Below are 26,984 nucleotides of genomic sequence, written 5' to 3'. Positions count from 1 at the left end.
ATGCGGCGCAGGCCCCAACGCGCGGCGCGGGCGGCGCAGGCGGTCGCCCTCGGGCGCCGGCAGCGCCGCCCCCGGTGCGGGCCCAGCCCCCCTCTAGCCCGGTGCCGTCAGGCGGAACGCGTCCAGGGCCAAGGTCATCTCCGTCAGGTCCCGGGGGCGGGACAGTGACCGGGACGTCAGTTGTTCGAGACGGCGCAGGCGGTTGAAGACCGTGTTCCGGTGGCAGTAGAGGCGTCCCGCCGCCCGCCCCGCCGACCCCTCGCAGTCCAGCCACGCGTCCAGCGTCTCAAGCAGCACCGCCCGGTCCGCCGGGTCCAGTTCGAGCAGCCCGCCCAGCACGTCCGAGACCAGCAGGCTCGCCATCTCCGGCTGGCCCACCACAAGCGCCCCCGCCATCCGCCGGTCAAGCCGCACGATCTGCCGGCTCCCCGGCGGGCAGGTCCGCAGCGCCAGTTCCGCGAGCCGCCGCGCCCGGCCCAGCTCCGTGAGGCCCACCACCACGGGACTGATCCCGCCCGGCCCCGGGCACCGCCCCTCGAGGAGTTCCGACAGCGCGTCGAGCCCGGTGTCCCCGGCTAGCGCCACCACCCCCAGCTCGCAGTCCGCGCCCATCCGCCACAGGAACCGCACCCCCTCGCCCTGCACCTGCCGGTGGAACGGCTCCCGCTCCTCCCGCCGGTCGTAGCGCAGCACCACCACCGCGTACCGCCCCTGCTCCGGCAGGTCGAGCCCCGCCGCCGCCCGCGACACCAGCTCCGGCGACCGCTGGCCCTGGAGCAGCGCGTCCAGGAGCGCCTGGAGCTGCTCGTCGGTCCGCCGCCGCAGCTCCAGCTCGGTCGACCGGTACGCCTCCGACGCCGTGTCCGCCTGCGCGTCCACCGCCGACCACACCGTCGTTGCCGACTGCATCAGCGCCGCCAGCTGCGCCGCGTCCGCCCCCGCGCCCTCGATCAGCGCGTCCCAGACCAGATGCCCGGCGTGCCGGTACGCGTGGACGACCAGCTCGAGCGGCATGCCCTGCGCGGCCCGCCGCCGGCCCATCTGCTCCGCGTGCTCCAGGTCTCGCCGGGGCGAGTTCCGCGGTGCCGAGATCATCTCGATCCCGATCCGCATCGCCTCCTGCGCCTCCTGCCAGTGCTGGTCGTACGGAAGGATCCGCCCGTAGGCGGGCTCGTAGGCGTGGAGTTCCCTCAGATGCTCGTCCACCAGCTCCGGCACCCGCTCCAGAAGTGCCGTGCACGCCTGAGCGAGCACCTTCCAGTCGTCACCGGTCCGCCGTCTGCGCCGTCCCATGCCGGGAGGATCCACCGCCCCTGCCCCCTCCGCACACCCCTGACGCGCACTGTTGTGCGCATGCACAGCCCGCCGCCGTCCCCGCTGGTCACCGGCAGCGATTCGGCCGCGGAACGTGGACGCGCGGTCGGGCGCGGTGTTGGGGTGAGCGCCACTGAACGGCCGAGTAACAAAGCGGCCGGGGAAAGGGGAACCATGGGAGGTACCGCACCCGCTCTCGAGGTGACGGACCTGACGGCGGGCTACGGACCGGTGCGCGCGTTGCGGCAGGTGTCGCTGACCGTGCCGGCGGGCGAGGTCGTCACCGTCCTGGGAGGCAACGGAGCCGGCAAGTCCACGCTGCTGCGGGCGGTCTCGCGCACCCTGCGGTTCCACGGCGGCGCCGTGGTCTCCGGCACGGTGAGCCGCGACGGCCGGCCGCTCGACGGGCTGCCGCCGGACCGGGTGGTCGCGGCCGGCGTCTCCCAAGTGCCCGAAGGCCGCCAGGTCTTCGCCCGGATGACGGTCGAGGACAACCTGCGCGCCGGCGCGCTCGGCAGGCGCGGCAACCGGGCGGAGAAGACCGCCGCGCTTCGCCGGGTCCACGAGCTGTTCCCGGTCCTCTCCGAGCGCTCCCGCCAGCAGGCCGGGCTGCTCTCCGGCGGCGAGCAGCAGATGCTGGCCGTCGGCCGCGCGCTGATGGCCGCGCCCGGCCTGCTCCTCCTGGACGAGCCCTCCCTCGGCCTGGCCCCGCTGATGGCCGCCCGGATCGCGGACGCGATCAGGGAGATCAACGCCCAGGGCACGGCGGTGCTCCTGGTCGAGCAGAACGCGGCGCTCGCGCTCCGGCTCGCCTCCCGCGCGTACGTCCTGGAGGTCGGCGAGGTCGCCCTCTCCGGTCCGGCGGCCGAACTCGCCGCATCCGACGAGGTACGCCGCCGCTATCTGGGCGTGGTCGACGAGGACGCCGCCGCCGACGCGGCCCGCGCCCGCGCCACGCACCCGGTCCTGTCCCGCTGGGAGGAAACCCGATGACCCCGCCACCCGGCGACCCCGCCCCCGACGTTCCCGTCCCCGGCGAATCCGGCCCCGGCGAACCAGCCCCCGGCCAACTCGCCCCCGGCGGACCCATCCCCGACGTTCCCGCCCCCGAATCCGGCCCCGGCGACCCCGCCCCCGACACCCCCACCCCCCACATCCCCGCCCTAGAAGTCCGCGACCTCACCGTCCGCTTCGCCGGCCTCACCGCCCTCGACGCCGTCGGGTTCACCGTCCGGCCCGGCACCGTGCACGCTCTCATCGGGCCCAACGGCGCCGGCAAGTCCACCTGCTTCAACGTGCTCTCGGGCGTCTACCGGGCCACCGAGGGCTCCGTGCGCCTCGGTGCGCACGAGCTGACCGAGCTGCCGCCGCACCGGATCGCGGACCTCGGCGTCGGCCGGATCTTCCAGAACCTGGCCCTGCCGCCCCGCGCCACCGTCGAGGACAGCCTGATGCTCGGCCGCCACCGGCTGACCCGCACCGGCTTCATCGCCGCCGGCCTCCGGCTCCCCTCCGCCGCCCGGGAGGAGGCACGCCACCGCGCCAGGGTCCGGGAGATCGCCGCCTTCGTCGGTCTCGAGAAGCAGCTCGCCCAGCCCGCGGGTTCCCTCCCGTACGGACAGCAGAAGCTCGCCGAACTCGCCCGCGCCCTCTGCATGGAGCCGAAGCTCCTGCTGCTCGACGAGCCCGTCGCCGGCATGACCGCCGACGAGCGGGTCCGTACCGCCTCGGTCATCGCGGGCGTCCGCGACAGCCTCGGCATCTCGGTCCTCCTCGTCGAGCACGACATGGGCCTGGTGATGCGGCTCGCCGACTCCGTCACCGTCCTCGACTTCGGCCGCCGCATCGCCGACGGGGCACCCGCCGACGTACAGAACGACCCGGCGGTCGTCCGCGCCTACCTCGGAGAGGAGTCCGCCGCGTGAGCACCTTCGCCGAGTTCCTGATCAACGGCATCTCACTGGGCTCGATCTACGCCCTCATCGCCCTCGGCTTCGTGGTCATCTTCCGCGCCACCGAGGTCGTCAACTTCGCCCACGCCTCGCTCCTCCTGGCCGGTGGCTACGTCACCGCCGTGCTCCACGACGAGATCGGCTTCTGGCCCGCCCTGCTCGCGGGCATCGCGGGCGCGGCGGTGGTCGGAGCGGCCGTCGAGTTCTTCGTGATGCGCCGGCACCGCGGCGCCGACCACAGCGTCCTCGCCATCGTCACCATCGGCGTCGACATCCTCCTCGCCACCGAGCTGACCCGGAGGATCGGCACCGACATCCTCGCCCTGGGCGACCCCTGGGGCGACGCCGTCGTCACCGTCGGCCCGGTCACGATCGCGGAGACCCGGATCGCCGCCCTGCTCGCCGCGGCCCTCCTCATCACCGCCTTCCTGCTCGCCTTCCGGTACACCTCCTGGGGCGTCGCCATGCGGGCCGCCGCCGAGAACCAGGAGACCGCCGCCCTCATGGGCATCCGGCTCGGCCGGGTCTCGCTCGGCGCCTGGGCGGTCGCCGGAGGTCTCGCCGCCGTCGCCGCGCTCTTCCTCACCGTCTTCCCGACGCCGGGCCTCGAGCGGGCCACGTCGCTCGCCGCGCTCAAGGCCTTCCCCGCCGCCATCCTCGGCGGCCTCGACTCCACCACGGGCGCCCTCGTCGGCGGTCTCCTCGTCGGCGTCACCGAGTCCCTCGCCACCGGCTACCAGGGCGATCTGGCGTTCCTCGGCCGGGGGATCGGCGATCTGGCCCCCTATCTCGTCATGGTCGCGGTGCTCCTGATCCGCCCGGCCGGACTCTTCGGTACGAAGGAGCTGGCCCGTGTCTGAGACCCTCGCCCGGAGCGGCCTCCGGGTCCGTACCCCCGCGGTGTACGGGTGGGCCGTGGCCGGCCTCGTCCTCGTCGTCCTCCCCTTCTACCTGGACCGCTTCTGGCTCCAGGCGGGCCTGTTCGCGATGGCCGCGGCCATCGGCGCGATCGGCATCAACCTGCTGACCGGCGCCACCGGACAGCTCTCCATGGGGCACGCCTTCTTCCTCGCCGTCGGCGCCTACGGCTACTGCGCCTTCGCCGGTGACGGCGCCGACGGCCTCGCCGGGCTCGGACTGCCGGGCTGGCTCGCCGCCGTCCTCGCGGTCGCCCTCGCGGGCCTGGCGGGCGGGGTGTTCAGCCCCATCGCGGGCCGGCTGCGGGGCGCGTACCTCGGCATCGCCACCCTCGCGCTGATCTTCATCGGTCAGCACGTGCTCTTCAACGCCCATGACCTCACCGGCGGTTACAACGGCCGCGCGGTCCCGCCGCTCTCCCTCTTCGGCCTCACCTTCGACGACAGCGAACTCCTGGTCGCCCAGGTGCCGTTCGGCGCGGTGGAGAAGCTCTGGTACCTCGGCCTCGTGCTGCTCGTCGCCGGGGTGGTCTTCGCCCGCGGTGTGCTGCGGGGCCGCCCCGGCCGCGCGATGAACGCCATCCGGGACCACCGGATCGCCGCCGGCGTGATGGGCATCCCGGTGGCCCGCTACCGCGCCGCCGTCTTCGTCCTGTCCTCCATGTACGCGGGCCTCGCGGGCGTCCTGCTCGCCCTGGTCTTCCAGCGCACGGTGCCGGAGTACTTCGGCATGGCGCTCTCCCTGGAGTACCTGGCCATGATCGTCATCGGTGGTCTCGGCTCGGTCGCCGGCGCGGTGGTCGGAGGCGTCTTCGTCTCCCTCCTGCCGCAGTTCCTCAACCGGTACAGCGAGGCGCTCCCGCTGGTCTCCGCCCCGGGAACGGGCGGGATCGCACCGGGGGAGGCCTCCCGCTACCTGTACGGCGCCGCCGTCGTCGCGGTGGTGCTGTTCCTGCCCGGAGGCCTGGCCCGGCTCGCGGCCCGAAGGCCCGGCAGACCAGGCACACCCGAGCACCCCACATCCAAGAGCCCCACACCCACCACCGAACCCTCTGGGGAGACACGATGAACCACAGCAGACAGGCCGTGCGGGGCCTGGCCGTCGCGCTCGCCGCACTGGTCACCCTCACCGCCGCCGGATGCAGCTCCAAGGCCAAGACCGGCGACGGCAAGCAGACCGACGCGGGCGGGGTGAAGACCGGCGAGGGCATCACCGACAAGACGATCTCGCTCGGCGCGCTCACCGACATGACCGGTGTGTACGCCACCCTCGGCAAGAGCGTCACCCAGGCCCAGCAGCTGTACGTGAAGCAGGCCAACGCCGCAGGCGGCATCTGCGGCCGGCAGCTGGAGCTCACGGTCCGCGACCACGGCTACGACCCGCAGAAGGCGCTCGCCGCCTACACCGAGCTGGAGCCCAAGGTCGTCGGCTACGCCCAGTTCATCGGCTCGCCGTTCGTCGCCGCCGTCAAGCCCCGGGTCGACGGCCAGGACAAGGGCCTCGTCCTCCCGCAGGCCTGGTCGGCCTCGCTGCTCGGCTCCCCGTACATCCGCGTCCTGGGTGCCACGTACGACGTCGAGACGATCAACGCCGTCGACTTCCTGACGAAGGAGAAGGGCCTGAAGTCGGGCGACAAGCTCGGGCACGTCTACTTCGAGGGCGACTACGGCGAGAACGCGCTCAAGGGCTCGAAGTACGCGGCGGAGAAGGCGGGCCTCACCGTCGTCGAGCAGAAGATCAAGCCCACCGACAACGACATGTCGGCGCAGGTCGCCGCGCTCAAGCAGGCCGGGGTCAAGGCCATCGTCATCAGCGCGGGCCCGCGCCAGGCCGCCTCCCTCGTCGGCGTCGCCGCCGCCACCGGCCTGCGGGTGCCGGTCGTCGGCAACAACTCGGCCTTCGCCCCCCAGCTCCTCGGCACCCAGGCGGGACCCGCCCTGGAGAAGATGTACTGGTTCGCCTCCCCGAGCCTGCCCATCGGCGCGGACACCCCGACCGCGAAGAAGCTGGTCGCCGACTACAAGGCCGCCTACCCGGGTGACGCCCTCGACAACGGCATCGTCGCCGGCTGGACCGCGGCGAGCGTCTTCGGCGAGGCCCTGAAGAAGGCCTGCGCGAACAAGGACCTCACCCGCGACGGCGTCGGCAAGGCGCTCCTCACGATGACGGCCCACGACGCCGGGTTCGGCATGAGTCACAACCTCGGCGACCCGAAGGCCCCGTCGTCCCGCGAGTCCGTCATCATCCAGCCGGACAAGACCGTCCCCGGCGGCATGCGCACGGTCCGTCAGCCCTTCGTCGCGGACGCGGCGAAGGCCTACACCCCCTGATCCGACCCGCTCGATCCGCCCGACACGCTCGACCCCATGGGCCGGGCTTCACACGCGTGAAACACCGCGATGTGAAGCTCGGCCCATGAACGTGACGATCGAGGAGAACCGCTCCCACCCCCACCTCCCTGACCTGGCGGCCGCCGACAGCATCGAGCGCCTCACCCCCGAAGCCGTACGTGCCCACGCCGCCACCGGCCTCGCCGCGCTCCTCGTCGACGCCGTGGACGGCGGAGCCTCCGTCGGCTTCCTGGCGCCCCTGGAGACCACCGAGGCGGCTGCCTGGTGGACGGGAGTCGCCGAGGAGGCGGGGGAGGGCCTACGGGACGTCTGGGCGGCCCACGGCCCCGACGGGGGCCTGACCGGTGTCGTCACCCTCGTCCGCTCCGGCGCCGCCAACGGCCGGCACCGCGGCGAGATCGCCCGGCTCCTGGTGCACCGCTCCGCCCGGGGCAGGGGCCTCGGCCACCGGCTGCTCGCCACCGCGGAGGCCCACGCCATCGCCACCGGCCTCAGCCTGCTCGTGCTCGACACCCAGACCGACAGCCCGGCCGAGCGCCTCTACCGGGGGGCGGGCTGGACGGCCGCCGGGACGATCCCCGACTTCGCCGCCGACCCGGCAGGCACCCTCCGCTCCACCACGCTGTACTACAAACGTCTCGGATAGCCCCCGGGCACGCGGAAGGGCCCCGGAGGCGACATCGCCTCCGGGGCCCTTCCCACACATCGTCCGCCTACGGCAGCTGTGCCGCCCGCGCCTCCCGGCTCTCACGCCGGTTGCCGCGGAAGGTGTTCACCCGACGGGCCGTCGCGAAGAGGGGGATCACGGCGCCCATCACGACCTGGAGCGCGCAGCCGGTCTGGAGCAGGAACTGCCCGCCCGGGGCGTCGAACGCCCAGGCCGCCAGCATGCCCATCGCGCCGACGATCCAGCTGAGCATCGCCACCGCGAGGACACCCCGCGGCTTGGGGTACTCGACCCGGCTCACCATCAGCCAGGCCACACCGATGATCGCGAGCAGCGTCGGGATGAACGGCAGCTCCAGGAGCACGATCGAGACCACCGTCAGCGCGCCGAAGGGGCTCGGCATGCCCTGGAACATGCCGTCCTTCATGGTCACGCAGGAGAATCTCGCCAGCCGCAGCACCACCGCGAGCAGCACCACGATCGCGGCCACCGCCGAGACCTTCTGCTGCGCGTCGTCCGCGACCATCCCGTACACGAGTACGAAGTAGGCCGGGGCGAGACCGAAGCTGATCAGGTCCGACAGGTTGTCGAGCTCGGCGCCCATCGGCGACGAACGCAGCTTGCGGGCCACGATGCCGTCGAAGAGGTCGAAGATCGCCGCGCACAGCATCAGGATCACGGCGGTGGCGGCGCTGTTGCGCGCCATGCCGGACTCGGTGCTGCCCGTGAGGTGCGGGATGAGGATGCCGGTGGTGGTGAAGTACACCGCCATGAATCCACAGGTGGCGTTACCGAGCGTGAGGGCGTCCGCTATGGACAGCCTCAGCGACAGCGGCATCTCCTCGGCCTCTTCGGCCGCCTCGTCATCGGTACCGGAGGCCCAGTCGGCGGCCCGTGTGTCGGGATCAATCACGGTCAATGCGAGTCACCCCCGCCGTGGTGGCCTGGCCGACCTCGACGGCGACCTCGACACCCTCGGGGAGGTAGATGTCGACGCGCGAGCCGAAGCGGATCAGACCGATGCGGTCACCCTGCTCGACCTTCGTCCCCTGCGGGATGTACGGCACGATGCGCCGGGCGACGGCGCCCGCGATCTGCACCATCTCGATGTCGCCGAGCTCGGTGTCGAAGTGCCAGACAACGCGCTCGTTGTTCTCGCTCTCCTTGTTGAACGCCGGGACGAACCCACCGGGAATGTGCTCCACGGACGTCACGGTGCCGGCCAGCGGCGCCCGGTTGACGTGGACGTTCAGCGGGCTCATGAAGATGGCGACCCGGGTGCGTCCGTCCTTCCACGGCATGATGCTCTGCACCACACCGTCGGCGGGGGAGATGACCCGGCCCTGAGCGATCTCACGCTCGGGGTCGCGGAAGAACCACAGCATGCCGGCCGCGAGAGCGGTGGTCGGCACGGCGATGGCCGCGGCCCGCCTCGACTTGCGCGCGCGCACGAGGCTGAGCGCCGCGGTGGCGACGGTCGGCAGAAGCCACGGCGATGCTCCGCGCGCGAGGCGTACGCCCGAGAGGCTGTCGCGGTGTGCAGAGGTTTGGCTGTGGGGCATGGATGACCTTCGTAGCGGATGATGCCGCACTGGCAAGGGGGACGGCGGCTTTCCCGCGATGCTATCGGTTGCGGGGCGCAACTGGGTAAGCCAGGAACCGAGTCGACGGCCGGAAGACGAACACAGGGTGTGATCTTCTTCGCGGCCGTATCGACTCAAAGCCGACAATCACCCCTGGAATCGGTACTCCTCGAGGAGCCGGCGACCAATGATCATTTTCTGGATCTCGGCGGTACCTTCACCGATGAGCAGCATCGGCGCCTCGCGGTAGAGACGCTCGATCTCGTACTCCTTCGAGAACCCGTACCCGCCGTGGATGCGGAAGGCGTCCTCCACGACCTCCTTGCAGTATTCGGAGGCGAGGTACTTCGCCATCCCTGCTTCAAGGTCGTTTCGTTCCCCGGAGTCCTTTTTGCGTGCTGCGTTCACCATCATGGCATGCGCGGCCTCGACCTTGGTAGCCATCTCGGCGAGCTTGAACTGAATCGCCTGGTGCTGGGCGATCGGCTTGCCGAAAGTGTGACGCTGCTGGGCATACGAGACGCCCAGCTCGAAGGCACGCTGAGCGACGCCGCAGCCACGCGCGGCCACGTTCACCCGGCCGACCTCCACGCCGTCCATCATTTGGTAAAACCCTCGGCCGGTGGCCCCGCCGAGCACCCGATTGGCCGGAATGCGCAGTCCGTCCATGATGAGTTCGGTGGTGTCGACGCCCTTGTAACCCATCTTGTCGATCTTCCCGGGGATGGTGAGGCCGGGGCGGACCTCTCCGAAGCCGGCCTCCTTCTCCACGAGGAAGGTCGTCATCGACTTGTGAGGGGCGGTGCCCTCCGGGTGTCCTTCGTCACTTCGGACGAGAACGGCGACCAGAGTGGACGTTCCGCCGTTCGTCAGCCACATCTTCTGACCGTTCAGGACGTACTCGTCACCGTCCTTGACCGCCTTGGACGTGATGGCCGACACGTCCGAGCCGAGGGCGGGCTCCGACATCGAGAACGCGCCACGCGTCTCGCCGGCCGCCATCCGCGGAAGGAAGTAGTCCTTCTGCTCCTGCGTGCCGTGCTGCTTCAGCATGTACGCCACGATGAAGTGCGTGTTGATGATGCCGGAGACCGACATCCAGCCACGGGCGATCTCCTCCACGCACAGCGCGTAGGTGAGCAGCGACTCACCCAGACCCCCGTACTCCTCGGGGATCATCAGACCGAAGACACCGAGCTCCTTGAGCCCGTCGACGATCTGCTGCGGGTACTCGTCGCGGTGCTCCAGCTCCGTCGCGACCGGGATGATCTCCTTGTCGACGAACTCCCGGACGGTCTTGAGGATCTCCTGCTGGACGTCCGTGAGCCCGGCGGTCTGGGCGAGTCGGGCCATGGCTACTTCCCCTGTTCCTTGAGCTGGGGGCGGCCGGGCTGCTCGCCGCCGCGCTCCTTGATGTACGTCTCGGTCGGGACCATCACCTTGCGCCGGAAGACGCAGACGAGGGTGCCGTCCTGCTTGTAGCCCTTGGTCTCGACGTAGACGATGCCGCGGTCGTTCTTCGACTTGGACGGGGTCTTGTCGAGGACCGTGGTCTCGCCGTAGAGGGTGTCGCCGTGGAAGGTCGGCGCCACGTGCCGCAGCGACTCGATCTCCAGGTTGGCGATGGCCTTCCCGGAGACGTCCGGGACGGACATGCCGAGCAGCAGCGAGTAGATGTAGTTGCCGACGACGACGTTCTTGCCGAAGTCCGTCGTGTTCTCGGCGTAGTTCACATCCATGTGCAGCGGATGGTGGTTCATCGTCAGGAGACAGAAGAGGTGGTCGTCGTACTCGGTGACCGTCTTCCCGGGCCAGTGCTTGTACACGGCGCCGACTTCGAACTCCTCATAGGTGCGTCCGAACTGCATGGCCCTACGCCTCCGGGATCTCGAACTTGCTGGTGCGCTGCATGCCGGCGGCGCGGCCCTTGCCGGAGATGACCAGGGCCATCTTGCGGGAGGCCTCGTCGATCATCTCGTCGCCGAGCATCGCGGAGCCCTTCTTCCCGCCGGCCTCGGACGTGTAGTAGTCGTACGCGTCGAGGATCAGCTCGGCGTGGTCGAAGTCCTCCTGCGACGGCGAGAAGATCTCGTTCGCGGCGGCGACCTGGTCCGGGTGCAGCACCCACTTGCCGTCGAAGCCCAGGGCCGCGGCGCGCTGGGCGACCGCCTTGTAGCCCTCGGGGTTGCGGATCTGGAGGTACGGGCCGTCGATCGCCTGGAGGTTGTTGGCGCGGGCGGCCATCAGGATCGCCATCAGGATGTAGTGGTACGCGTCGGCGCCGTAGCCGGGCGGCTGCTCGCCGACGACCAGGGACTTCATGTTGATGGAGGCCATGAAGTCGGCCGGGCCGAAGATGATCGTCTCGACGCGCGGGGAGGCCTGTGCGATCGCGTTGACGTTGTTCAGGCCCTGGGCGTTCTCGATCTGCGCCTCGATGCCGATCTTGCCGACCTCGAAGCCCATCGTCTTCTCGATCTGCGTGAGCAGCAGGTCGAGCGCGACGATCTGCTGGGCGTCCTGGACCTTCGGCAGCATGATGCAGTCGAGGTTCTGGCCGGCGCCCTCGACGACGGTGACGACGTCACGGTACGTCCAGTGGGTCGTCCAGTCGTTGACGCGGACGACGCGGGTCTTGCCGGTCCAGTCGCCCTCGTTCAGGAACTTCACGATGGTGTGCCGGGCCTCGGGCTTGGCCAGCGGGGCGCACGCGTCCTCCAGGTCCAGGAAGACCTGGTCGGCGGCGAGGCCCTGGGCCTTCTCGAGGAAGCGCGGGTTGGAGCCGGGGACCGCCAGGCAGGAGCGGCGGGGGCGGAGCCGGTTCACGGGGCTGGTCATGCGGGGACCTCCGTACGTTCAAGGGGGCTGAGCTTGTTAGCTGTCCGGATCTCGTCGACGATACGGCCGATGATCTCCGTGATACCGAAGTCCTTCGGTGTGAAGACGGCGGCCACACCCGCCCGCTTCAGTTCTGCGGCGTCGGCGTTCGGGATGATTCCCCCGACGATGACCGGCACGTCGGTCGCGCCCGCCTCGCGGAGGCGGTCCAGGACGTCAGGGACCAGCTCGGCGTGCGAGCCGGAGAGGATCGAAAGACCGACGCAGTGCACATCCTCGGCGAGGGCCGCGTTCACGATCTGCTCGGGGGTCAGCCGGATGCCCTGGTAGACCACCTCGAAACCGGCGTCACGCGCGCGTACGGCGATCTGCTCGGCCCCGTTGGAGTGCCCGTCAAGGCCCGGCTTGCCGACGAGCAGCCGCAGCCGCCCGCAGCCGAGCTCCTCGGCGGTCCGCGCCACCTTCTCCCGTACGAGAGCCATCGGTGTGCCCGCCTCGGCCGTCACCGCGACCGGGGCCGAGGACACGCCCGTCGGGGCGCGGAACTCGCCGAAGACGTCCCGCAGCGCCCAGGACCACTCCCCGGTGGTGACGCCCGCACGCGCGCACTCCAGGGTGGCGGCGAAGAGGTTGCCGTCACCGGCAGCCGTCGCCTTCAGCTTCGCCAGGGATTCCTGGGCGCGGGTCTCGTCGCGGTCGTCGCGCCACTCGTGGAGGGCCGCGACGACGCGTGCCTCGTTCGCCGGGTCCACCGTCATGATCGCGGTGTCCAGATCGGCGGTGAGGGGGTTCTCCTCGGTCGACTGGAAGATGTTGACGCCGATGATCTTCTCGTCGCCGGCCTCGATCCGGGCGCGCCGCTCGGCGTGCGAGGAGACGAGCTGCGACTTGAGGTAGCCGGACTCGACGGCGGCCATCGCGCCGCCCATCTCCTGGATCCGCCCGATCTCGGCCAGGCACTCCTCGACGAGCGATTCGACCTTGGCCTCGATCACGTGCGAGCCGGCGAAGATGTCCTCGTACTCCAGGAGGTCGGACTCATGGGCGAGGACCTGCTGGATGCGGAGCGACCACTGCTGGTCCCACGGCCGGGGCAGGCCGAGGGCCTCGTTCCAGGCGGGCAGCTGCACGGCCCGCGCGCGGGCGTCCTTGGAGAGGGTGACGGCCAGCATCTCCAGGACGATCCGCTGGACGTTGTTCTCCGGCTGGGCCTCGGTCAGACCGAGCGAGTTGACCTGCACGCCGTAGCGGAACCGGCGCTGCTTCTCGTTCTCGATGCCGTACCGCTCGCGGGTGATCTGGTCCCAGATGCGGCCGAAGGCGCGCATCTTGCACATCTCCTCGATGAAGCGGACGCCCGCGTTCACGAAGAACGAGATACGGGCGACCACCTCGCCGAAGCGGTCCGCAGGGACCTGCCCGGAGTCCCGTACCGCGTCGAGCACCGCGATCGCGGTGGACATCGCGTACGAGATCTCCTGGACCGGAGTGGCCCCCGCCTCCTGCAGGTGGTAACTGCAGATGTTGATCGGGTTCCACTTCGGGATGTTGTTCACCGTGTAGGTGATCATGTCCGTCGTGAGGCGGAGCGAGGGGCCGGGCGGGAAGACGTGCGTCCCGCGCGACAGGTACTCCTTCACGATGTCGTTCTGGGTGGTGCCCTGGAGCCGGGTGACGTCCGCACCCTGCTCCTCCGCGACCACCTGGTAGAGCGCCAGGAGCCACATCGCCGTGGCGTTGATGGTCATCGAGGTGTTCATCTGGTCCAGGGGGATGTCCTGGAACAGCCGCCGCATGTCACCGAGGTGCGAGACGGGGACCCCGACCCGGCCGACCTCGCCGCGGGCGAGGATGTGGTCGGGGTCGTATCCGGTCTGCGTCGGCAGGTCGAACGCGACCGAGAGGCCGGTCTGGCCCTTGGCGAGGTTGCGCCGGTACAGCTCGTTGGACGCCTCGGCGGTCGAGTGACCGGCGTACGTCCGCATGAGCCACGGCCGGTCCTTCTGACGCTCTGTCATGTGTCGCCCCGGGGTCAGATGTTACGGAAGCGGTTGATGGCGTCGATGTGCTTCTCGCGCATCTCCGGGTCGCGCACGCCGAGGCCCTCCCGGGGGGCGAGCGCGAGGACGCCGACCTTGCCCTGGTGCAGGTTGCGGTGCACGTCGTACGCGGCCTGGCCGGTCTCCTCCAGGGAGTAGACCTTCGACAGGGTCGGGTGGATCTTGCCCTTGGCGATCAGGCGGTTGGCCTCCCACGCCTCGCGGTAGTTGGCGAAGTGCGAGCCGATGATCCGCTTGAGCGACATCCACAGGTAGCGGTTGTCGTACTCGTGCATGTAGCCCGAGGTGGAGGCGCAGGTGGTGATGGTGCCGCCCTTGCGGGTGACGTAGACGCTCGCACCGAAGGTCTCGCGGCCGGGGTGCTCGAAGACGATGTCGATGTCCTCGCCGCCGGTGAGCTCGCGGATGCGCTTGCCGAAGCGCTTCCACTCCTTCGGGTCCTGGGTGTGCTCGTCCTTCCAGAACTTGTAGCCCTCGGCGTTGCGGTCGATGACCGCGTCGGCGCCCATCGCCCGGCAGATGTCGGCCTTCTCGGGGGAGGAGACGACACAGATCGGGTTGGCGCCGCCGGCCAGGGCGAACTGGGTGGCGTACGAGCCGAGCCCGCCGCTCGCGCCCCAGATCAGGACGTTGTCGCCCTGCTTCATGCCGGCGCCGTTGCGGGAGACCAGCTGGCGGTACGCGGTGGAGTTCACGAGGCCGGGGGAGGCGGCCTCCTCCCAGCTCAGGTGGCCGGGCTTCGGCATCAGCTGGTTCGACTTGACGAGGGCGATCTCCGCCAGGCCGCCGAAGTTGGTCTCGAAGCCCCAGATGCGCTGCTCGGGGTCGAGCATCGTGTCGTTGTGGCCGTCCGAGGACTCCAGCTCGACCGAGAGGCAGTGGGCGACGACCTCGTCGCCGGGCTTCCACGAGTTCACGCCGGGGCCGGTGCGCAGCACGACGCCCGCGAGGTCGGAGCCGATGACGTGGTACGGCAGGTCGTGGCGCTTGCTGAGGTCGCTGAGCCGGCCGTAGCGCTCCAGGAAGCCGAAGGTCGACACCGGCTCGAAGATCGAGGTCCAGACCGAGTTGTAGTTGACGGAGCTGGCCATGACGGCGACCAGGGCCTCGCCCGGGCCGAGCTCGGGCAGCGGCACGTCGTCGAGGTGCAGCGACTTGCGCGGGTCCTTGTCGCGGCTGGCGAGCCCGGCGAACATCTCGGCCTCGTCCTTGTGGACGGTGACCCCTCGGTACGACTCGGGGAGCGGGATGTTCGCGAAGTCGGCGGACGTGGAGTCCGGGGACTGGATCGCGTCCAGGATGTCCTTCACGGGGATGCCTCCGGCGGTGCGGCGTCCGAGGGGGACGCGCTGAGGGTTACGTCTGGGGAGCTGCTGTGGAGGTGTGCCGTCGGTTCGGCGGGTGGAGCGGTGGCGGCGCCTGGTGAGCGCGAGGGTGCCTGTGACGCAGGCGTCCGGGCGCACAATCACGATCGCTTGTGGGGACAGCCGGCGCACGAGGAGATCTCTGCGCGCCGGCCGCCCGGACAACATCAACGTATGGCACGCCGTGTCACCTGACAAGGCACTGCGTGCCAACAATTTCACTCATATGCAATCTGCCGGTCACATGTGAGCGATGATCGATCGAAGGGGCCCGTAAAACGGACGAAAGCCGCCCCTGGGGGGCGGCTTCCGAGGCGTGAACCGGGAAGAGGTCAGCTCTTCCGCAGGGCCTGCTGAATGGTGCGCATGACCTCGTCGAGAGGGGCGTCCGTACGGGCCACGGCGACCACGACGTCGCCCTGCGTGGACGCCATGGCGGCGGGGGCCGGGGAAGCCGGCTGCGGAGAGGTGGTGGGCCGCGCGCCTATGCCCGAGCCGAACGTCTCCCGGACGATGGCGAAGGCGTGGTCCAGCTGGGCCTCCACGTCACCCTGGCCGCCCGCCCGCAGCCAGCGGCGCAGGACGTGGTTGTGGGCCGTGACGACCGCCGACGCGGCCACCTCCGCGAGCAGCGGGTCGTCGTTGCCGTCGTGGTGGTCGCGCTCGTCGAAGTGTCCGAGGAGATAGCGGGTGAACAGACGCTCGTAGCGGGCCACCGAGGCGATCTCCCGCTCCCGCAGCGTCGGCACCTCACGGGTGAGCCGGTACCGCTCCACGGAGACCGCAGGGGACCCCGCGTACATCTTCATGACTTCCTTGATGCCCCGGCACACCGTGTCGAGCGGGTGCTCGTGCGGCGGGGCCGCGTTCAGCACCGCCTCGGCCCGCACCAGCGTGTCGTCGTGGTCGGGGAAGATCGCCTCTTCCTTGGAGCGGAAGTGGCGGAAGAAGGTCCTCCGCGCGACCCCGGCCGTGGCCGCGATCTCGTCGACCGTCGTGGCCTCGTACCCCTTGGTCGCGAAGAGCTCCATCGCGGCGGCGGCGAGCTCCCGGCGCATCTTGAGCCGCTGCGCGGCGGCACGGGTACCCGCCGCGCTCTCCGGAGCGTCGGACGAGGAGGTGGCACGGGGTGTCTTCGCGGCCTTGGGCATGGTCCGAACGTACTGCATCGGAGGGAGAGTGTGCCCAGGTGGGGGCGGGGAGACCCCCGGGACACCGACGGTGCCCGGGAGGCTCAGCAGACCACCCCAGCCGGCCGCTCCGGGCTCAGCGTCGGGCATATTCGCGGAAGCCGCGCCCCGTCTTCCGGCCCAGGCAGCCCGCGGCCACCAGGTGCTCCAGGAGCGGCGCCGGGGCCAGGCCCGGGTCGCGGAACTCGCGGTGCAGCACCTGCTCGATCGCGAGCGAGACGTCCAGGCCGACCACGTCGAGGAGCTCGAACGGGCCCATCGGGTAGCCGCCGCCCAGCTTCATCGCCGCGTCGATGTCGTCCAGGGTCGCGTAGTGCTCCTGGACCATCTTGATCGCGTTGTTCAGGTACGGGAAGAGCAGGGCGTTCACGATGAAGCCGGCCCGGTCGCCGCAGTCCACCGGGTGCTTGCGGATCTTCGTGGTGACCGCGCGCACAGTCGCGTGGACGTCGTCGCCGGTCAGGACCGTACGGACGATCTCGACCAGCTTCATCGCGGGCGCCGGGTTGAAGAAGTGCATCCCGATGACGTCCTGCGGGCGCGAGGTGGCGCGGGCGCAGGCGACGACCGGCAGCGAGGAGGTCGTGGTGGCGAGTACCGCGCCCGGCTTGCAGATCTTGTCGAGCCGCGCGAACAGCTCCTGCTTGATCGCCAGGTCCTCGGCGACCGCCTCGACGGCCAGGTCGACCTCGGCGAAGGCGTCGAGCGTGCCCGCCGCGGTGATCAGCGCCAGCGTCGTGTCACGGGCCTCGCCCGTCATCCGCCCCTTCTCGACCGAGCGGGCCAGGGACTTGGCGATCCGGGCCTTGGCCGTGTCCGCCTTCTCCTGGGAGCGGGCGGCGAGCACGACCTCGTATCCGGCCTTGGCGAAGACCTCGGCGATGCCCGAGGCCATGGTGCCGGAGCCCGCGACGCCCACCGAGCGGACCTCACGGCCGGCGGCGGCCTCCGCGGAGCCGAGCGGGGTCAGCGCGTCCCGCACCACCTCGCCGGAGCCCGGCGCCTCGTACGTGTAGAAGCCGCGGCCCGACTTGCGGCCGGTCAGACCGGCCTCGCTGAGCTGCTTGAGGATCGGGGCGGGGGCGTGCAGCCGGTCGTGCGAGTCCGCGTACATGGCTTCGAGGACCGTACGGGCGGTGTCGACGCCGATCAGGTCGAGCAGCGCGAGCGGGCCCATCGGAAGGCCGCAGCCGAGCCGCATCGCCGCGTCGATGTCCTCGCGGGAGGCGTACTTCGCCTCGTACATGGCGGCGGCCTGGTTCAGGTAGCCGAAGAGCAGCCCGTCCGCGATGAAACCGGCCCGGTCGCCGACCGCCACCGGTTCCTTGCCGAGGTCGAGGGCCAGTCGGGTGACGGCGTCGACGGCCCGCGGGTCGGTAAGCACGGAGGAGACCACCTCGACCAGCTTCATCGCCTGGACCGGGGTGAAGAAGTGCAGTCCGATGACCCGCTCGGGGTGGGCCGAGTCGGCGGCGAGCCGGGTGACGGAGAGCGCGTTGGTCCCGGTGGCCAGGATGGCGTCGGGCCGCACGATGCCGTCGAGGGCCCGGAAGACCTCGTGCTTCGCCTCGTACGACTCGGGCACGACCTCGATCACCAGGTCCGCGTCGGCGGCCGCCTGGAGGTCGGAGAAGGTACGGAAGCGGGCCAGGACGTCCTGCCGCTCCTCCTCGGTGATCCGCTCGCGGGCCACCGCGCGGGCGGTGGAGGCCTCCAGGGCGGCGACGGCCTGGGCGGCGGCGGTGTCGCTGATGTCGATGCCGATGACCTCGCGGCCGGCGCGGGCCAGGACATCGGCGATACCGGTGCCCATGGTGCCGAGACCGACGACGGCGATGGTGGAGAGAGGGGTGTCCATCAGGGGACTCCTGAGAGGAAGAGTGACGACTGAGGGCAGTGCGTGCCAGGCGGTACGTGAGGGGGGGTGCCGCTGAATTGCACGAAGAGAAGTCGTGCGGGCGAAGTCGCGGGGGTCACGCGGGCAATGGCCCGAAGAAAGGGCGTGCCCGGTGAAAGGGGCGACGGACTCTGTCCCGGAGCCACGTCGAAACTGCCGAACCGACGAAACGCTCACCACGGCTGCGTCACCAGGCCGTGGCGAGAAGTGCGGGTGGTGCCCGCTCACCTGAGACTAACCGGCGGGTAACGAGCGCGCCAGTCCCGGGAAGTTGAGGAAAGTGTGATCTGGATCGCGGATAGGCTCGGATTCATGGAATACGCCGAGGATCCGGAATTCTGCTCGATGATCGATCGATTGCGGGACGAGATCGAGAATGACACCGGAGAGATCCCCGCGGCATTCGAACACCTCGTGCGAACCGCCGATTCCGAAGAGCTGCTCGCCGTCCTCACCGCGCCCGCGCAGCCCCTCTGGGCCCGCGAGATCGCCGCCTACACCCTCGGCGTCGCCGGCGACCCCCGAGCCTTCGAGGCGCTCGTACTCCTCCTCAACCACCGCGACCCCGAGCGCTGCGTCACCGCCGCCCATGCCCTGACCCGGCTCGGCGACCCACGCACCGCCCGCGCGGCCGCCGCCCTCGCCACCAACGAACTCCGGGTCGCCTATGCCCTGCTGCCGGTGCGGCTGCTCGCCGAGCTCCGTGCCCCCGAGTCCGTCCCGGCCCTGATCACCGTCCTCGAACGGCGCCTTCCCGCCGACGACCCCCACTGGCGGGTCGGCCTCGCCTGCGTCGAGGCCCTCGGAGCCCTCGGCGACCCCCGGGCCCGTCCCGCCCTGGAGGCCGCGCTTCCGCACCCGCGGCTGGGCGCGGCGGCCGAGCGGTCACTGGGCCGACTCGGCACCGCCCACTGACCGAAGACGAGGCCGGGAGCCGCCGACCACGTCGAACTCTGGCGACTGATCCGACGGCCGTTCCGACGGTCGTGCCGACGGCCGTTCCGTCCTCCGCTCCGGCACCAGGGCGAACGCCTCTATCTCGATGAGCAGTTCCGGCCGGACCAGCGCCGACACCTGCACCGCCGAACTCGCCGGCAGCGGCGCCCCCGCGAAGTGCGCGTCCCGCGCCTCTCGCACCGCAGGGAGGTGCGCCACGTCCGTCACGAAGTACGTGAGCTTCACCACGTCCTCGAAGCCGGCGCCCGCCGCGGTGAGACAGCGGTCCAGATTCGCGAAGACCTGCCGGGCCTGCGCCACCGCGTCCCCTTCCCCGACCACCGCGCCCGACGCGTCGAGGGCGCACTGGCCGGATATCGCGACGAAGCGGCCGGTCCCCCACACGACATGGCTGTACTGCGGGCTGGCGGCGATGCCGTCGGGTGCGGGGACGTGGGTGAGGTGGCTCGTCATGTCGGACATCCTCGCGCACGCCACTGACAATGCCCGCGTCCCCCAGGGGTGCGGGCATGGTCAGCGGGTGTACGGCGCCGTCAGCGCACGTGGCCGAGGAACCCGTGCAGGGTGGCGCCGGCCGTCTCGGCGCTCGGGGCGAGGGCCCGGTCGCCGGACTTCTGCCCGGCCGCGCTGCCCGGCTTCCGGCCGTCCTTCGCGCCGGCCGGGGCGGCGGGCTCGGGCTCCGGCTCCGGCAGCGCGGCGCAGACCGCGTCCACCTCGGCGTCGCCCTCGGCGCGCGGGACCTTGCCCGTGGCGAGATAGGCGGCCAGGTGCTCGTCCATGCAGTCGTTGCCGCCGAGCGTCACCCCGTGGTTCCCGCCGCCCGCCTCGACCACCAGGCTGGAGCCGCGAATCAGCCGGTGCAGGGCGACCCCGCCCTCGTACGGCGTGGCCGCGTCGTCCGTCGCCTGGAGGATGAGGACCGGCGGCACCTGGTCGTTGGTCACGTCCGGCGGCGTCAGGGACTCGACCGGCCAGAACGCGCACGGCGCGTTGTACCAGGCGTTGTTCCAGGTGGAGAAGGGCGCCTTGGCGTGCACGTCCCAGTTGTCCTTGCGCCAGACACTCCAGTCGCGGGGCCAGGCCGCGTCCCGGCACTGCACGCTCGTGTACACCGAGTACCCGTTGTCGGCGGCGGCGTCGGCCTCCCCGTACCGTTCGTACGCCTCCGTCAACGGCACGGCGTCCGCGTCGTTGACGTAGGCGGAGAACGCACTCGCGAGGCGCGGCCAGTAGCCGTTGTAGTACCCGCCGGGCAGGAAGGTGTCCTCCAGCTCGCCCGGGCCGACCTTCCCGCCGGCCGGGGCCTCGCGCAGCGCGTCGCGCATCCGGTACCAGGCCGCCTCGACCGCCGCCGGGTCGGTGCCCAGCTTGTACACGGCGTCGTGCCGGGCCACCCAGGCCATGAAGTCCTTGTGGCGGGTGTCGAAGGCGTAGTCCTGCGCGATGTTGTCCTCGTACCAGACGCCGTGCGGGTTCACGACGGAGTCGAGCGCCATGCGCCGCACCCGGTCCGGGTGGAGCCGCGCGTACACGCTGCCGAGGTAGGTCCCGTAGGAGTAGCCGAGGTAGTTGATCTTCGGCGCGCCGAGCGCGCGGCGGATGACGTCAAGGTCCCGTGCGGTGCTCACGGTGTCGATGAACGGCAGCACGTCCGCGTACTTCTTGCCGCAGGCCTCCGCGAAGTCCTGGGCGCGCTCGACAGCGGCCCGCTCGCTGTCGGCGCCGCTCGGCACCGAGTCCGGGCGGACCGGGTCGAAGTGGCCGGGCCGGCAGTCGAGCGCGGGCTCGCTCTTGCCGACCCCGCGCGGGTCGAAGCCGATGACGTCGTACTCGGCGGCCACCTTCGGGGGCAGCGAGGCGGCCACGTATCCGGCCATGCTCCGTCCGCTGCCGCCGGGCCCGCCCGGGTTCACGAACAGCGGCCCCTGGAAGGTCTTCGCGGTGTGCGGGACCCGGGTGAGGGCGAGGGTGACGGTCCGGCCGGCCGGGTTGTCGTGGTCGAGCGGCACCTTCAGGGTGCCGCACTGGAGCTTCGGATACGCCTTGGTGGCGCAGCCGGTCCAGGCGAGCGGGGGGAGCGGGCGGGGGGCCGGTTCACCGGCGCCCGCGGGGGCGGCCGGCAGGACGGTGACCGTCCCGGCGACCAGCGCTCCCGCGGCGATCAGCATTCCTGCGCGTGGGGTCATAGGGCGTTTGTGTCCCGAACCGGCCACGGAAGGACCTGTTTCGCCGAGAGTTGACCCGAAAGGAGGGGATTCCGACGGCGTGTCAGGTGACCGGTCCGATGATCGGAGGATGAGAGGCGGCCGTGGTCGGGCGGTGGTCAGAGGAGGGTGAGTTGCTCCGGAGCCGCCGCCGTCTCCGGTTCCTCCGGTACGGGCACGCGGCGCGAGGCTCCCCGGTGCGCGGGACCGATCCCGAACTCGGCGGCGAGCTCGTGCACCTGACGGGTGATCCGGCGCTGGTACCAGGTCGGCGCGTAGGCCCCGTCCGCGTACATCCGCTCGTACCGCCCCACCAGGCCGGGGTGGTGGCGCCGCAGCCACTGCATGAACCACTCGCGGGCGCCCGGCCGCAGATGCAGCACGAGTGGGGTGACCGAACTCGCCCCGGCCTCGGCTATCGCGCGGACCGTGTCGCGCAGCTGCTCGGGCCGGTCGCCGAGGAAGGGGACGACGGGGGCCATCAGGACCCCGCAGTCGATGCCGTGCTCGCCGAGCGTCCGGACCACGTCGAGGCGGCGCTGCGGGGAGGGGGTGCCGGGTTCGATCGTGCGCCACAGCTCCTCGTCGGTGAAGCCGACGGAGACGGAGATGCCGACCTCGGTGACCTGGGCCGCCTGGGTGAGGAGCTCCAGGTCGCGCAGGATCAGCGTGCCCTTGGTGAGGATCGAGAACGGGTTCGCGTGGTCCCGCAGCGCCGTGAGGATGCCCGGCATCAGACGGTACCGGCCCTCGGCCCGCTGGTAGCAGTCCACGTTGGTGCCCATCGCGACGTGCGCGCCCTGCCAGCGGGCGGAGGCGAGCTGGCGGGCCAGCACCTCCGGGGCGTTGATCTTGACGACGATCTGGGAGTCGAAGCCGAGCCCGGTGTCGAGGTCGAGATAGCTGTGGGTCTTGCGGGCGAAGCAGTACACACACGCGTGCGTGCAGCCCCGGTACGGGTTGACCGTCCACTCGAACGGCATCCGGGAGGCGCCCGGCACCCGGTTGAGGATCGAGCGGGCCCGTACCTCGTGGAAGGTGATGCCCCGGAACTCGGGGGTGTCGAAGGTACGGGTGGTGACCGCGTCCGTGCCGAACAGGGCGATGTCGGCGGGAGCGGCAGGGGTGTCGCCCAGATTGTCCCAGCGCATGGACGCCTCCTCGATGGCTCTGCTTCGACCGTTCGCTCAGAATAGAACACATGTTCCCTTGATCGCCGCAACCCGGATTTCGCGCCCCGGAGCCCACGTGGTTCTCTTGGCCCACACCCCTGAGGAACCACGAGCTGGAGGAAGTCAATGGCGCAGGTCGAGGCCACCACGGAACGGATCATCGCCGCGGACGCGGAGACGGTGTTCGACGCGCTGGCCGACTACAGCGGCACGCGCGCGAAGGTGCTCCCCGAGCACTTCAGCGAGTACGAGGTGCGCGAGGGTGGCGACGGTGAGGGCACCCTCGTCCACTGGAAGCTCCAGGCCACCAGCAAGCGCGTCCGCGACTGCCTCCTGGAGGTCACCGAGCCCACCGACGGGCAGCTCGTCGAGAAGGACCGCAACTCCTCCATGGTCACCACCTGGCTCGTGACCCCCGCCGGTGAGGGCAAGTCCCGTGCCGTCGTCACCACCGTCTGGGACGGCGCCACCGGAGTCGGCGGCTTCTTCGAGCGGACCTTCGCGCCCAAGGGTCTCGGCCGGATCTACGACGCCCTTCTCGCCAAGCTGGCGGACGAGGTCGAGAAGTAACGCCCGGAGCGTTCACCGATTCGAGTGGATCGCCCGCACCCCCGTCAGGGCGCCCCCTGTGCGCCGGGGGCGCGGGCCCCCTCGTAAACGCGCTGATGAGCGACCCAAGTGCGCCGTACCACAGGGCCGTTCAGGTCTCCGTACGCCACTGACCTCCCGTACCGCCCGACTTGCTCCCTCTTCGTGCCCAATGCGAAGAATGGCGCGGCGCAGACGCCGTGACGAGGGGAGCAGGTACGTGGGTGCGATCACGATGGCGAAGGCCACCGAAGGCGCGGCGGGCGGGGTGGCTGCGGTGGGCGCCGACCCCCTTGTCGCGGACGGCCCACCCGGCGGCCTGGCACCACCGGCCGACCCCCCGCCCGCCGCCCTCGACCCCCGCCGCGTCCGGCTCGTCTTCTGCGGCCTCATGCTCGCGCTGCTCCTCGCCGCCCTCGAGCAGATGATCGTGGCCACCGCCCTGCCGAAGATCGTCGGCGAACTCCAGGGCCTCGACCGGATGTCCTGGGCGATCACCGCGTACCTGCTGACCTCCACCATCGGCCTGCCGATCTACGGAAAGCTCGGCGACCTCCTCGGCCGCAAGAGCGTCTTCCTCTTCGCCATCGTCGTCTTCGTCATCGGCTCGGGACTCGCGGGCTGGTCCCGCAGCATGGACGAGCTCATCGCCTTCCGCGCGATCCAGGGCGTCGGCGCAGGCGGCCTGATGATCGGCGTCCAGGCGATCATCGCCGACATCGTCCCCGCCCGGGAACGCGGCCGGTACATGGGCCTGATCGGCGCCGCCTTCGGCCTCGCCTCCGTCGCGGGGCCCCTGCTCGGCGGCTTCTTCACCGACCACGTCTCCTGGCGCTGGTGCTTCTACTTCAACGTGCCCTTCGGGCTCGTCACCCTCGCCGTCGTCGCCGTCGTCCTCAAGCTCCCCAAGCCCACGGCACGCGGGCGCTTCGACGTCCTCGGCGCAACTCTCCTCGCCGCCGCCTCCACCTGCGTGGTGCTGCTGACCAGCTGGGGTGGCACCGAGTACGCCTGGGACTCGCGAGTCGTCCTCGCCCTCGCCTGCGGCGCCGCCGGAACGACCCTGCTCTTCCTGGTCGTCGAGCACTTCGCGCCCGAACCCCTCATCCCGCTGCGGCTCTTCCGCGACTCCGTCTTCACCGTCACCGCCCTCGTCGGCGCCGTCGTCGGCATCGCGCTCTTCGGCGCCGCCAGCTACCTCCCCAGCTTCCTGCAGATGGTCGAGGGAGCCAGCGCCACCGAGTCCGGCCTCCTGATGCTGCCCCTCATGGGCGGCATCGTCATCGCCTCCATCGTCTCCGGCCAGCTCATCAGCCGCACCGGCCACTACAAGATCTACCCGGTGGTCGGCGGCGCCGTCTCCGTCCTCGGCATGTGGCTGCTCTCCCGGATGGACACCGACACCCCGCGCCTCCAGCACAGCCTCTGGCAGGCCGTCCTGGGCACCGGGATCGGCCTCGTCATGCCGGTCCTCATCCTCGCCGTGCAGAACTCCGTGCGCCCCGCCGACCTCGGCACCGCCACCAGCGCCCACAACTACTTCCGCCAGATCGGCGGCAGTGTCGGCGCGGCGATCTTCGGCACCCTCTTCGCCTCCCGGCTCGACGACGCCCTCGGCGACCGGCTGGCCGGCGTCCTCGCGGGCGGCCCGACGGCCCTCCCGCCGGCCGAGTCGATCACCCCGCAGACGGTGCACACCCTGCCGCCCGCCGTCCGTGACGCCTATATCCAGGCGTACGCGGACGCGATGCCGCGGATCTTCCTCTACCTCGTGCCGGTCCTCGTGCTCGGCCTCGTCCTCGCCTTCTTCCTCAAGGAGAAACCGTTGGTGACCCACCACAGCCCCACCACCGAGGCCACCGGGGCCGACGACTTCGGCGGCGTCCAGGCCGTCCCGCACGCCCGGCACGCCGCCCCGGCTCCCACCGCCGCCCCGCCGCACTCCGGGCTCCCCGTCTGCGGCGCCGTCCAGCACCACGACGGCAGCCGGGTCCCCCGGGCCGCCCTCACCCTCATCGACGTCCAGGGGCGGCAGGTCGGCCGCGGCGCCAGCGGCGAGGACGGCCGGTACGCCCTGAGCGTCCCCGGCAGCGGCGCGTACGTCCTCATCGCGGCGGCCGGCGGGCACCAGCCCCAGGCCGTCTCGGTCACCGTCGGCGACCGGCCGATCGAGCTCGACGTCGTCCTCGGCGGCGCCGGGCGGCTCGCGGGCAGTGTCGTCACCGCCGACGGGACGCCCGTACGGGACGCGGCTGTCACCCTCACCGACGTACGCGGCGAGGTCGTCGCCTCCACGCGCAGCGGACGCGAGGGCGGTTACGTCATCACCGAACTGGTCGCGGGCGAGTACACGCTGGCAGCCAGCGCCCCCGCCTTCCGGCCCGCCGCGCTCCCGGTGAGCGTCCAGGCCTCCCGCGAGACCCGCCAGGACATCGAACTGGCCGGCGGCGCCGTGCTGCGCGGCACGGTACGGGCCGGCGGGGGGCGCCCCGTCGAGGACGCCCGGGTCACCCTGCTCGACGCCGCGGGCAACGTCGTCGACACCCTCACCACGGGCGCCGACGGCACCTTCCGCTTCGTGGACCTGTCCTCCGGCGAGTACACGGTCATCGCCGCCGGCTACCCGCCCGTCGCGACCGTCCTCCAGATGGCCGGCGGCGGCCGCACCGAGCGCGACCTCCAGCTCGGCCATCAGGATTGAGGCTTCAAGGGCCCGTCAGGAGGTGGTCGCCTTGCGCAGCGCGCTGATGCAGGTGCCGATCGCCTCCTGGAGGGCTTCGAGGCGCTGGAGCATGTCGGCCTCGTAGATGTCCTCCTCCATCACCTCGTCGAGCGTCAGCTCCTCGAAGACCTTCGTCGCCTTCTGCAGGCTGTTGTAGAACTTCGTCCGCCGCTCCTGCACGCGCAGCGCCGGGTCCTCCTCGACCGCCTTGGCGACCAGGCCCTTCACCGTGTCGTAGGCCTCACCGGCCCACTCGCCCGCCTCCTCCGAGTCGTCGAGCTCGTCGAGGAGGGACAGATGCCGCTCCGCCTCCGCCCGCAGCTCGGCCGGCGCCTCCACGGTCTGCCCGGCGGGGGTCTTGATCCGGCCGTTCTCGACGATCTGGCGCACGTACCCGATGCGGTCGGCCGCCTTCGCCTCGCTCGCCACCGCCTTCTTCAGATCGTCGGTGCGCGCGATGGCGCGGGCCATCTCGGTCTGGAGGGCCGGGTCCTCCTTCATCCGGTCGAGCAGCGCGCCGCGCGCGGCCTCCGCCGTCCCCGGGTCGGCGAGGATCGCGGCCCGCAGCGCCGTCGGGTTCTCGGCGACCTCCAGGGCCTTCGTCGGCCGGATGCCCTCCGCCTCCGCTGCCGCGCTGATCGCCTGGCCGCGCACCGAAGAGGCGCTGTTGCGGGAGGTGTAGTACGACAGCCAGACGTCCGCGTCGGGCAGCTCGATGTCCTCACCGGGGACGAGTACCTCGAACTGCGGGACAAGGCCGTCGTCGGCCGCCATGTCCCAGGCCTTGTAATGGCGCATGACCCGCTCCGGCGAGCACCCCGCGAGCTCCGCGAACGCCTTCGCGGAAACCTTCCTCCGGGCCGTCCCCTCGGCGGCCTGACCGCCGGGCCGGACGCTCCGCGCCACCTTGAGCGCGAAGGCCCAGCCGCCGGTACGCGCGTACACCCCGAATTCCTGCGCGTCACGGACGACGACGGGGTCGAGGTCGGCGGCGGCTGGGGTGTCGTCGGGCTCGGGCTCGGACTCGGGCTCCGGCTCGGCCTCCGCCCCGGGCTCCGGCGCCGTGGTGGCCTCCGGCTGCTGCACCCAGAACTCCTCCGCGGAGGGCTCGGGGCCGGCGGGCGCGGGGATGGTGGAGGAGGTGTCGGACGGGTCGAGGGCGATGGTCACCGAGAGCACTCCGGAAGGTCGGGTACGACAACTGCGG

The 26,984-nt window shown here is 71.2% G+C and carries 22 protein-coding genes and 1 pseudogene; 9 read left to right on the top strand and 14 right to left on the bottom strand.

Features of this window, described 5'->3' with window-relative positions; translation table 11 throughout:
* Nucleotides 1–93 precede the first annotated feature (93 nt).
* Nucleotides 94–1,293 carry a PucR family transcriptional regulator gene (locus ACIRB7_RS16335; protein ID WP_403598309.1) on the bottom strand — a complete coding sequence of 400 codons (1,200 nt, stop codon included), beginning with the start codon at nucleotides 1,291–1,293 and terminating at the stop codon, nucleotides 94–96.
* Nucleotides 1,294–1,488: 195 nt separating this feature from the next.
* Between ACIRB7_RS16335 and ACIRB7_RS16330 the strand changes: the two genes are divergently transcribed.
* The 6 genes from ACIRB7_RS16330 to ACIRB7_RS16305 all read left to right on the top strand — a co-directional run bounded on the left by ACIRB7_RS16330 (nucleotide 1,489) and on the right by ACIRB7_RS16305 (nucleotide 7,181).
* Nucleotides 1,489–2,307 (top strand): ABC transporter ATP-binding protein, encoded by an 819-nt coding sequence (locus ACIRB7_RS16330; RefSeq protein ID WP_403598306.1) that lies wholly within the window; start codon nucleotides 1,489–1,491, stop codon nucleotides 2,305–2,307.
* Nucleotides 2,308–2,468: 161 nt separating this feature from the next.
* Complete coding sequence (locus ACIRB7_RS16325; RefSeq protein ID WP_403598846.1) at nucleotides 2,469–3,239, top strand: ABC transporter ATP-binding protein; 771 nt, start codon at nucleotides 2,469–2,471, stop codon at nucleotides 3,237–3,239.
* On the top strand, nucleotides 3,236–4,126 hold the full coding sequence (locus ACIRB7_RS16320) for a branched-chain amino acid ABC transporter permease (protein ID WP_403598303.1): 891 nt from the start codon (nucleotides 3,236–3,238) through the stop codon (nucleotides 4,124–4,126). Before ACIRB7_RS16325 ends, ACIRB7_RS16320 begins: the two co-directional genes overlap by 4 nt.
* On the top strand, nucleotides 4,119–5,252 hold the full coding sequence (locus tag ACIRB7_RS16315; RefSeq protein ID WP_403598300.1) for a branched-chain amino acid ABC transporter permease: 1,134 nt from the start codon (nucleotides 4,119–4,121) through the stop codon (nucleotides 5,250–5,252). Before ACIRB7_RS16320 ends, ACIRB7_RS16315 begins: the two co-directional genes overlap by 8 nt.
* Entirely contained in the window at nucleotides 5,249–6,514 is a 1,266-nt protein-coding gene (locus ACIRB7_RS16310) for an ABC transporter substrate-binding protein (RefSeq protein ID WP_403598297.1), read from the top strand. Before ACIRB7_RS16315 ends, ACIRB7_RS16310 begins: the two co-directional genes overlap by 4 nt.
* A gap of 85 nt (nucleotides 6,515–6,599) precedes the next feature.
* The gene (locus ACIRB7_RS16305) at nucleotides 6,600–7,181 is read left to right on the top strand and encodes a GNAT family N-acetyltransferase (protein ID WP_403598294.1); all 582 of its coding nucleotides are present in this window, start codon (nucleotides 6,600–6,602) and stop codon (nucleotides 7,179–7,181) included.
* A 67-nt stretch (nucleotides 7,182–7,248) separates the two neighbouring features.
* Here ACIRB7_RS16305 and pssA read toward each other — a convergent pair whose 3' ends face one another.
* The 9 genes from pssA to ACIRB7_RS16260 all read right to left on the bottom strand — a co-directional run bounded on the left by pssA (nucleotide 7,249) and on the right by ACIRB7_RS16260 (nucleotide 18,095).
* A complete protein-coding gene (gene pssA / locus ACIRB7_RS16300; protein WP_351212057.1) occupies nucleotides 7,249–8,115 on the bottom strand; it encodes a CDP-diacylglycerol--serine O-phosphatidyltransferase in 867 nt (288 codons plus the stop codon).
* On the bottom strand, nucleotides 8,108–8,764 hold the full coding sequence (locus ACIRB7_RS16295) for a phosphatidylserine decarboxylase (RefSeq protein ID WP_073812552.1): 657 nt from the start codon (nucleotides 8,762–8,764) through the stop codon (nucleotides 8,108–8,110). The genes pssA and ACIRB7_RS16295 overlap by 8 nt, the downstream gene beginning before the upstream one ends.
* 168 nt (nucleotides 8,765–8,932) lie before the next feature.
* On the bottom strand, nucleotides 8,933–10,138 hold the full coding sequence (locus ACIRB7_RS16290; RefSeq protein ID WP_403598290.1) for an acyl-CoA dehydrogenase family protein: 1,206 nt from the start codon (nucleotides 10,136–10,138) through the stop codon (nucleotides 8,933–8,935).
* Between the two features lie 2 nt (nucleotides 10,139–10,140).
* Nucleotides 10,141–10,653, bottom strand: coding sequence for a MaoC family dehydratase (locus tag ACIRB7_RS16285; protein WP_351211650.1), 513 nt, complete (start codon nucleotides 10,651–10,653; stop codon nucleotides 10,141–10,143).
* Between the two features lie 4 nt (nucleotides 10,654–10,657).
* On the bottom strand, nucleotides 10,658–11,623 hold the full coding sequence (locus tag ACIRB7_RS16280) for a CoA ester lyase (RefSeq protein ID WP_030551238.1): 966 nt from the start codon (nucleotides 11,621–11,623) through the stop codon (nucleotides 10,658–10,660).
* Entirely contained in the window at nucleotides 11,620–13,641 is a 2,022-nt protein-coding gene (locus tag ACIRB7_RS16275; protein WP_403598285.1) for a protein meaA, read from the bottom strand. The genes ACIRB7_RS16280 and ACIRB7_RS16275 overlap by 4 nt, the downstream gene beginning before the upstream one ends.
* A 14-nt stretch (nucleotides 13,642–13,655) precedes the next feature.
* A complete protein-coding gene (ccrA, locus tag ACIRB7_RS16270; protein WP_403598282.1) occupies nucleotides 13,656–14,993 on the bottom strand; it encodes a crotonyl-CoA carboxylase/reductase in 1,338 nt (445 codons plus the stop codon).
* 386 nt (nucleotides 14,994–15,379) lie between these two features.
* The gene (locus ACIRB7_RS16265; protein ID WP_403598279.1) at nucleotides 15,380–16,198 is read right to left on the bottom strand and encodes a TetR family transcriptional regulator; all 819 of its coding nucleotides are present in this window, start codon (nucleotides 16,196–16,198) and stop codon (nucleotides 15,380–15,382) included.
* Between the two features lie 115 nt (nucleotides 16,199–16,313).
* Nucleotides 16,314–18,095, bottom strand: a complete 1,782-nt coding sequence (locus ACIRB7_RS16260) for a 3-hydroxyacyl-CoA dehydrogenase family protein (protein WP_403598276.1) — start codon at nucleotides 18,093–18,095, stop codon at nucleotides 16,314–16,316.
* Nucleotides 18,096–18,446: 351 nt separating this feature from the next.
* Between ACIRB7_RS16260 and ACIRB7_RS16255 the strand changes: the two genes are divergently transcribed.
* Nucleotides 18,447–19,049, top strand: a complete 603-nt coding sequence (locus tag ACIRB7_RS16255) for a HEAT repeat domain-containing protein (protein ID WP_403598273.1) — start codon at nucleotides 18,447–18,449, stop codon at nucleotides 19,047–19,049.
* 93 nt (nucleotides 19,050–19,142) lie between these two features.
* Here ACIRB7_RS16255 and ACIRB7_RS16250 read toward each other — a convergent pair.
* From ACIRB7_RS16250 to ACIRB7_RS16240, 3 genes and pseudogenes are all read right to left on the bottom strand, one after another.
* A pseudogene (locus ACIRB7_RS16250) lies at nucleotides 19,143–19,544 on the bottom strand (RidA family protein); the annotation flags it as partial.
* A gap of 80 nt (nucleotides 19,545–19,624) precedes the next feature.
* On the bottom strand, nucleotides 19,625–21,277 hold the full coding sequence (locus ACIRB7_RS16245) for an alpha/beta hydrolase (RefSeq protein WP_403598270.1): 1,653 nt from the start codon (nucleotides 21,275–21,277) through the stop codon (nucleotides 19,625–19,627).
* Nucleotides 21,278–21,414: 137 nt separating this feature from the next.
* Complete coding sequence (locus ACIRB7_RS16240) at nucleotides 21,415–22,446, bottom strand: Rv2578c family radical SAM protein (RefSeq protein ID WP_403598268.1); 1,032 nt, start codon at nucleotides 22,444–22,446, stop codon at nucleotides 21,415–21,417.
* Nucleotides 22,447–22,593: 147 nt separating this feature from the next.
* Between ACIRB7_RS16240 and ACIRB7_RS16235 the strand changes: the two genes are divergently transcribed.
* On the top strand, nucleotides 22,594–23,037 hold the full coding sequence (locus ACIRB7_RS16235; RefSeq protein ID WP_403598265.1) for an SRPBCC family protein: 444 nt from the start codon (nucleotides 22,594–22,596) through the stop codon (nucleotides 23,035–23,037).
* Between the two features lie 253 nt (nucleotides 23,038–23,290).
* Nucleotides 23,291–25,756 (top strand): MFS transporter, encoded by a 2,466-nt coding sequence (locus ACIRB7_RS16230; RefSeq protein ID WP_403598843.1) that lies wholly within the window; start codon nucleotides 23,291–23,293, stop codon nucleotides 25,754–25,756.
* A 15-nt stretch (nucleotides 25,757–25,771) separates the two neighbouring features.
* Here ACIRB7_RS16230 and ACIRB7_RS16225 read toward each other — a convergent pair whose 3' ends face one another.
* Nucleotides 25,772–26,947 (bottom strand): hypothetical protein, encoded by a 1,176-nt coding sequence (locus ACIRB7_RS16225; protein WP_403598262.1) that lies wholly within the window; start codon nucleotides 26,945–26,947, stop codon nucleotides 25,772–25,774.
* Nucleotides 26,948–26,984 lie beyond the last annotated feature (37 nt).

Origin of the sequence: Streptomyces sp. NPDC093795 (genome assembly GCF_044764665.1) — a bacterium.
GTDB lineage: Bacteria > Actinomycetota > Actinomycetes > Streptomycetales > Streptomycetaceae > Streptomyces.
The sequence above is the reverse complement of the archived record's forward strand: the minus strand, read 5'-3'. Positions and strand labels throughout refer to the sequence as shown.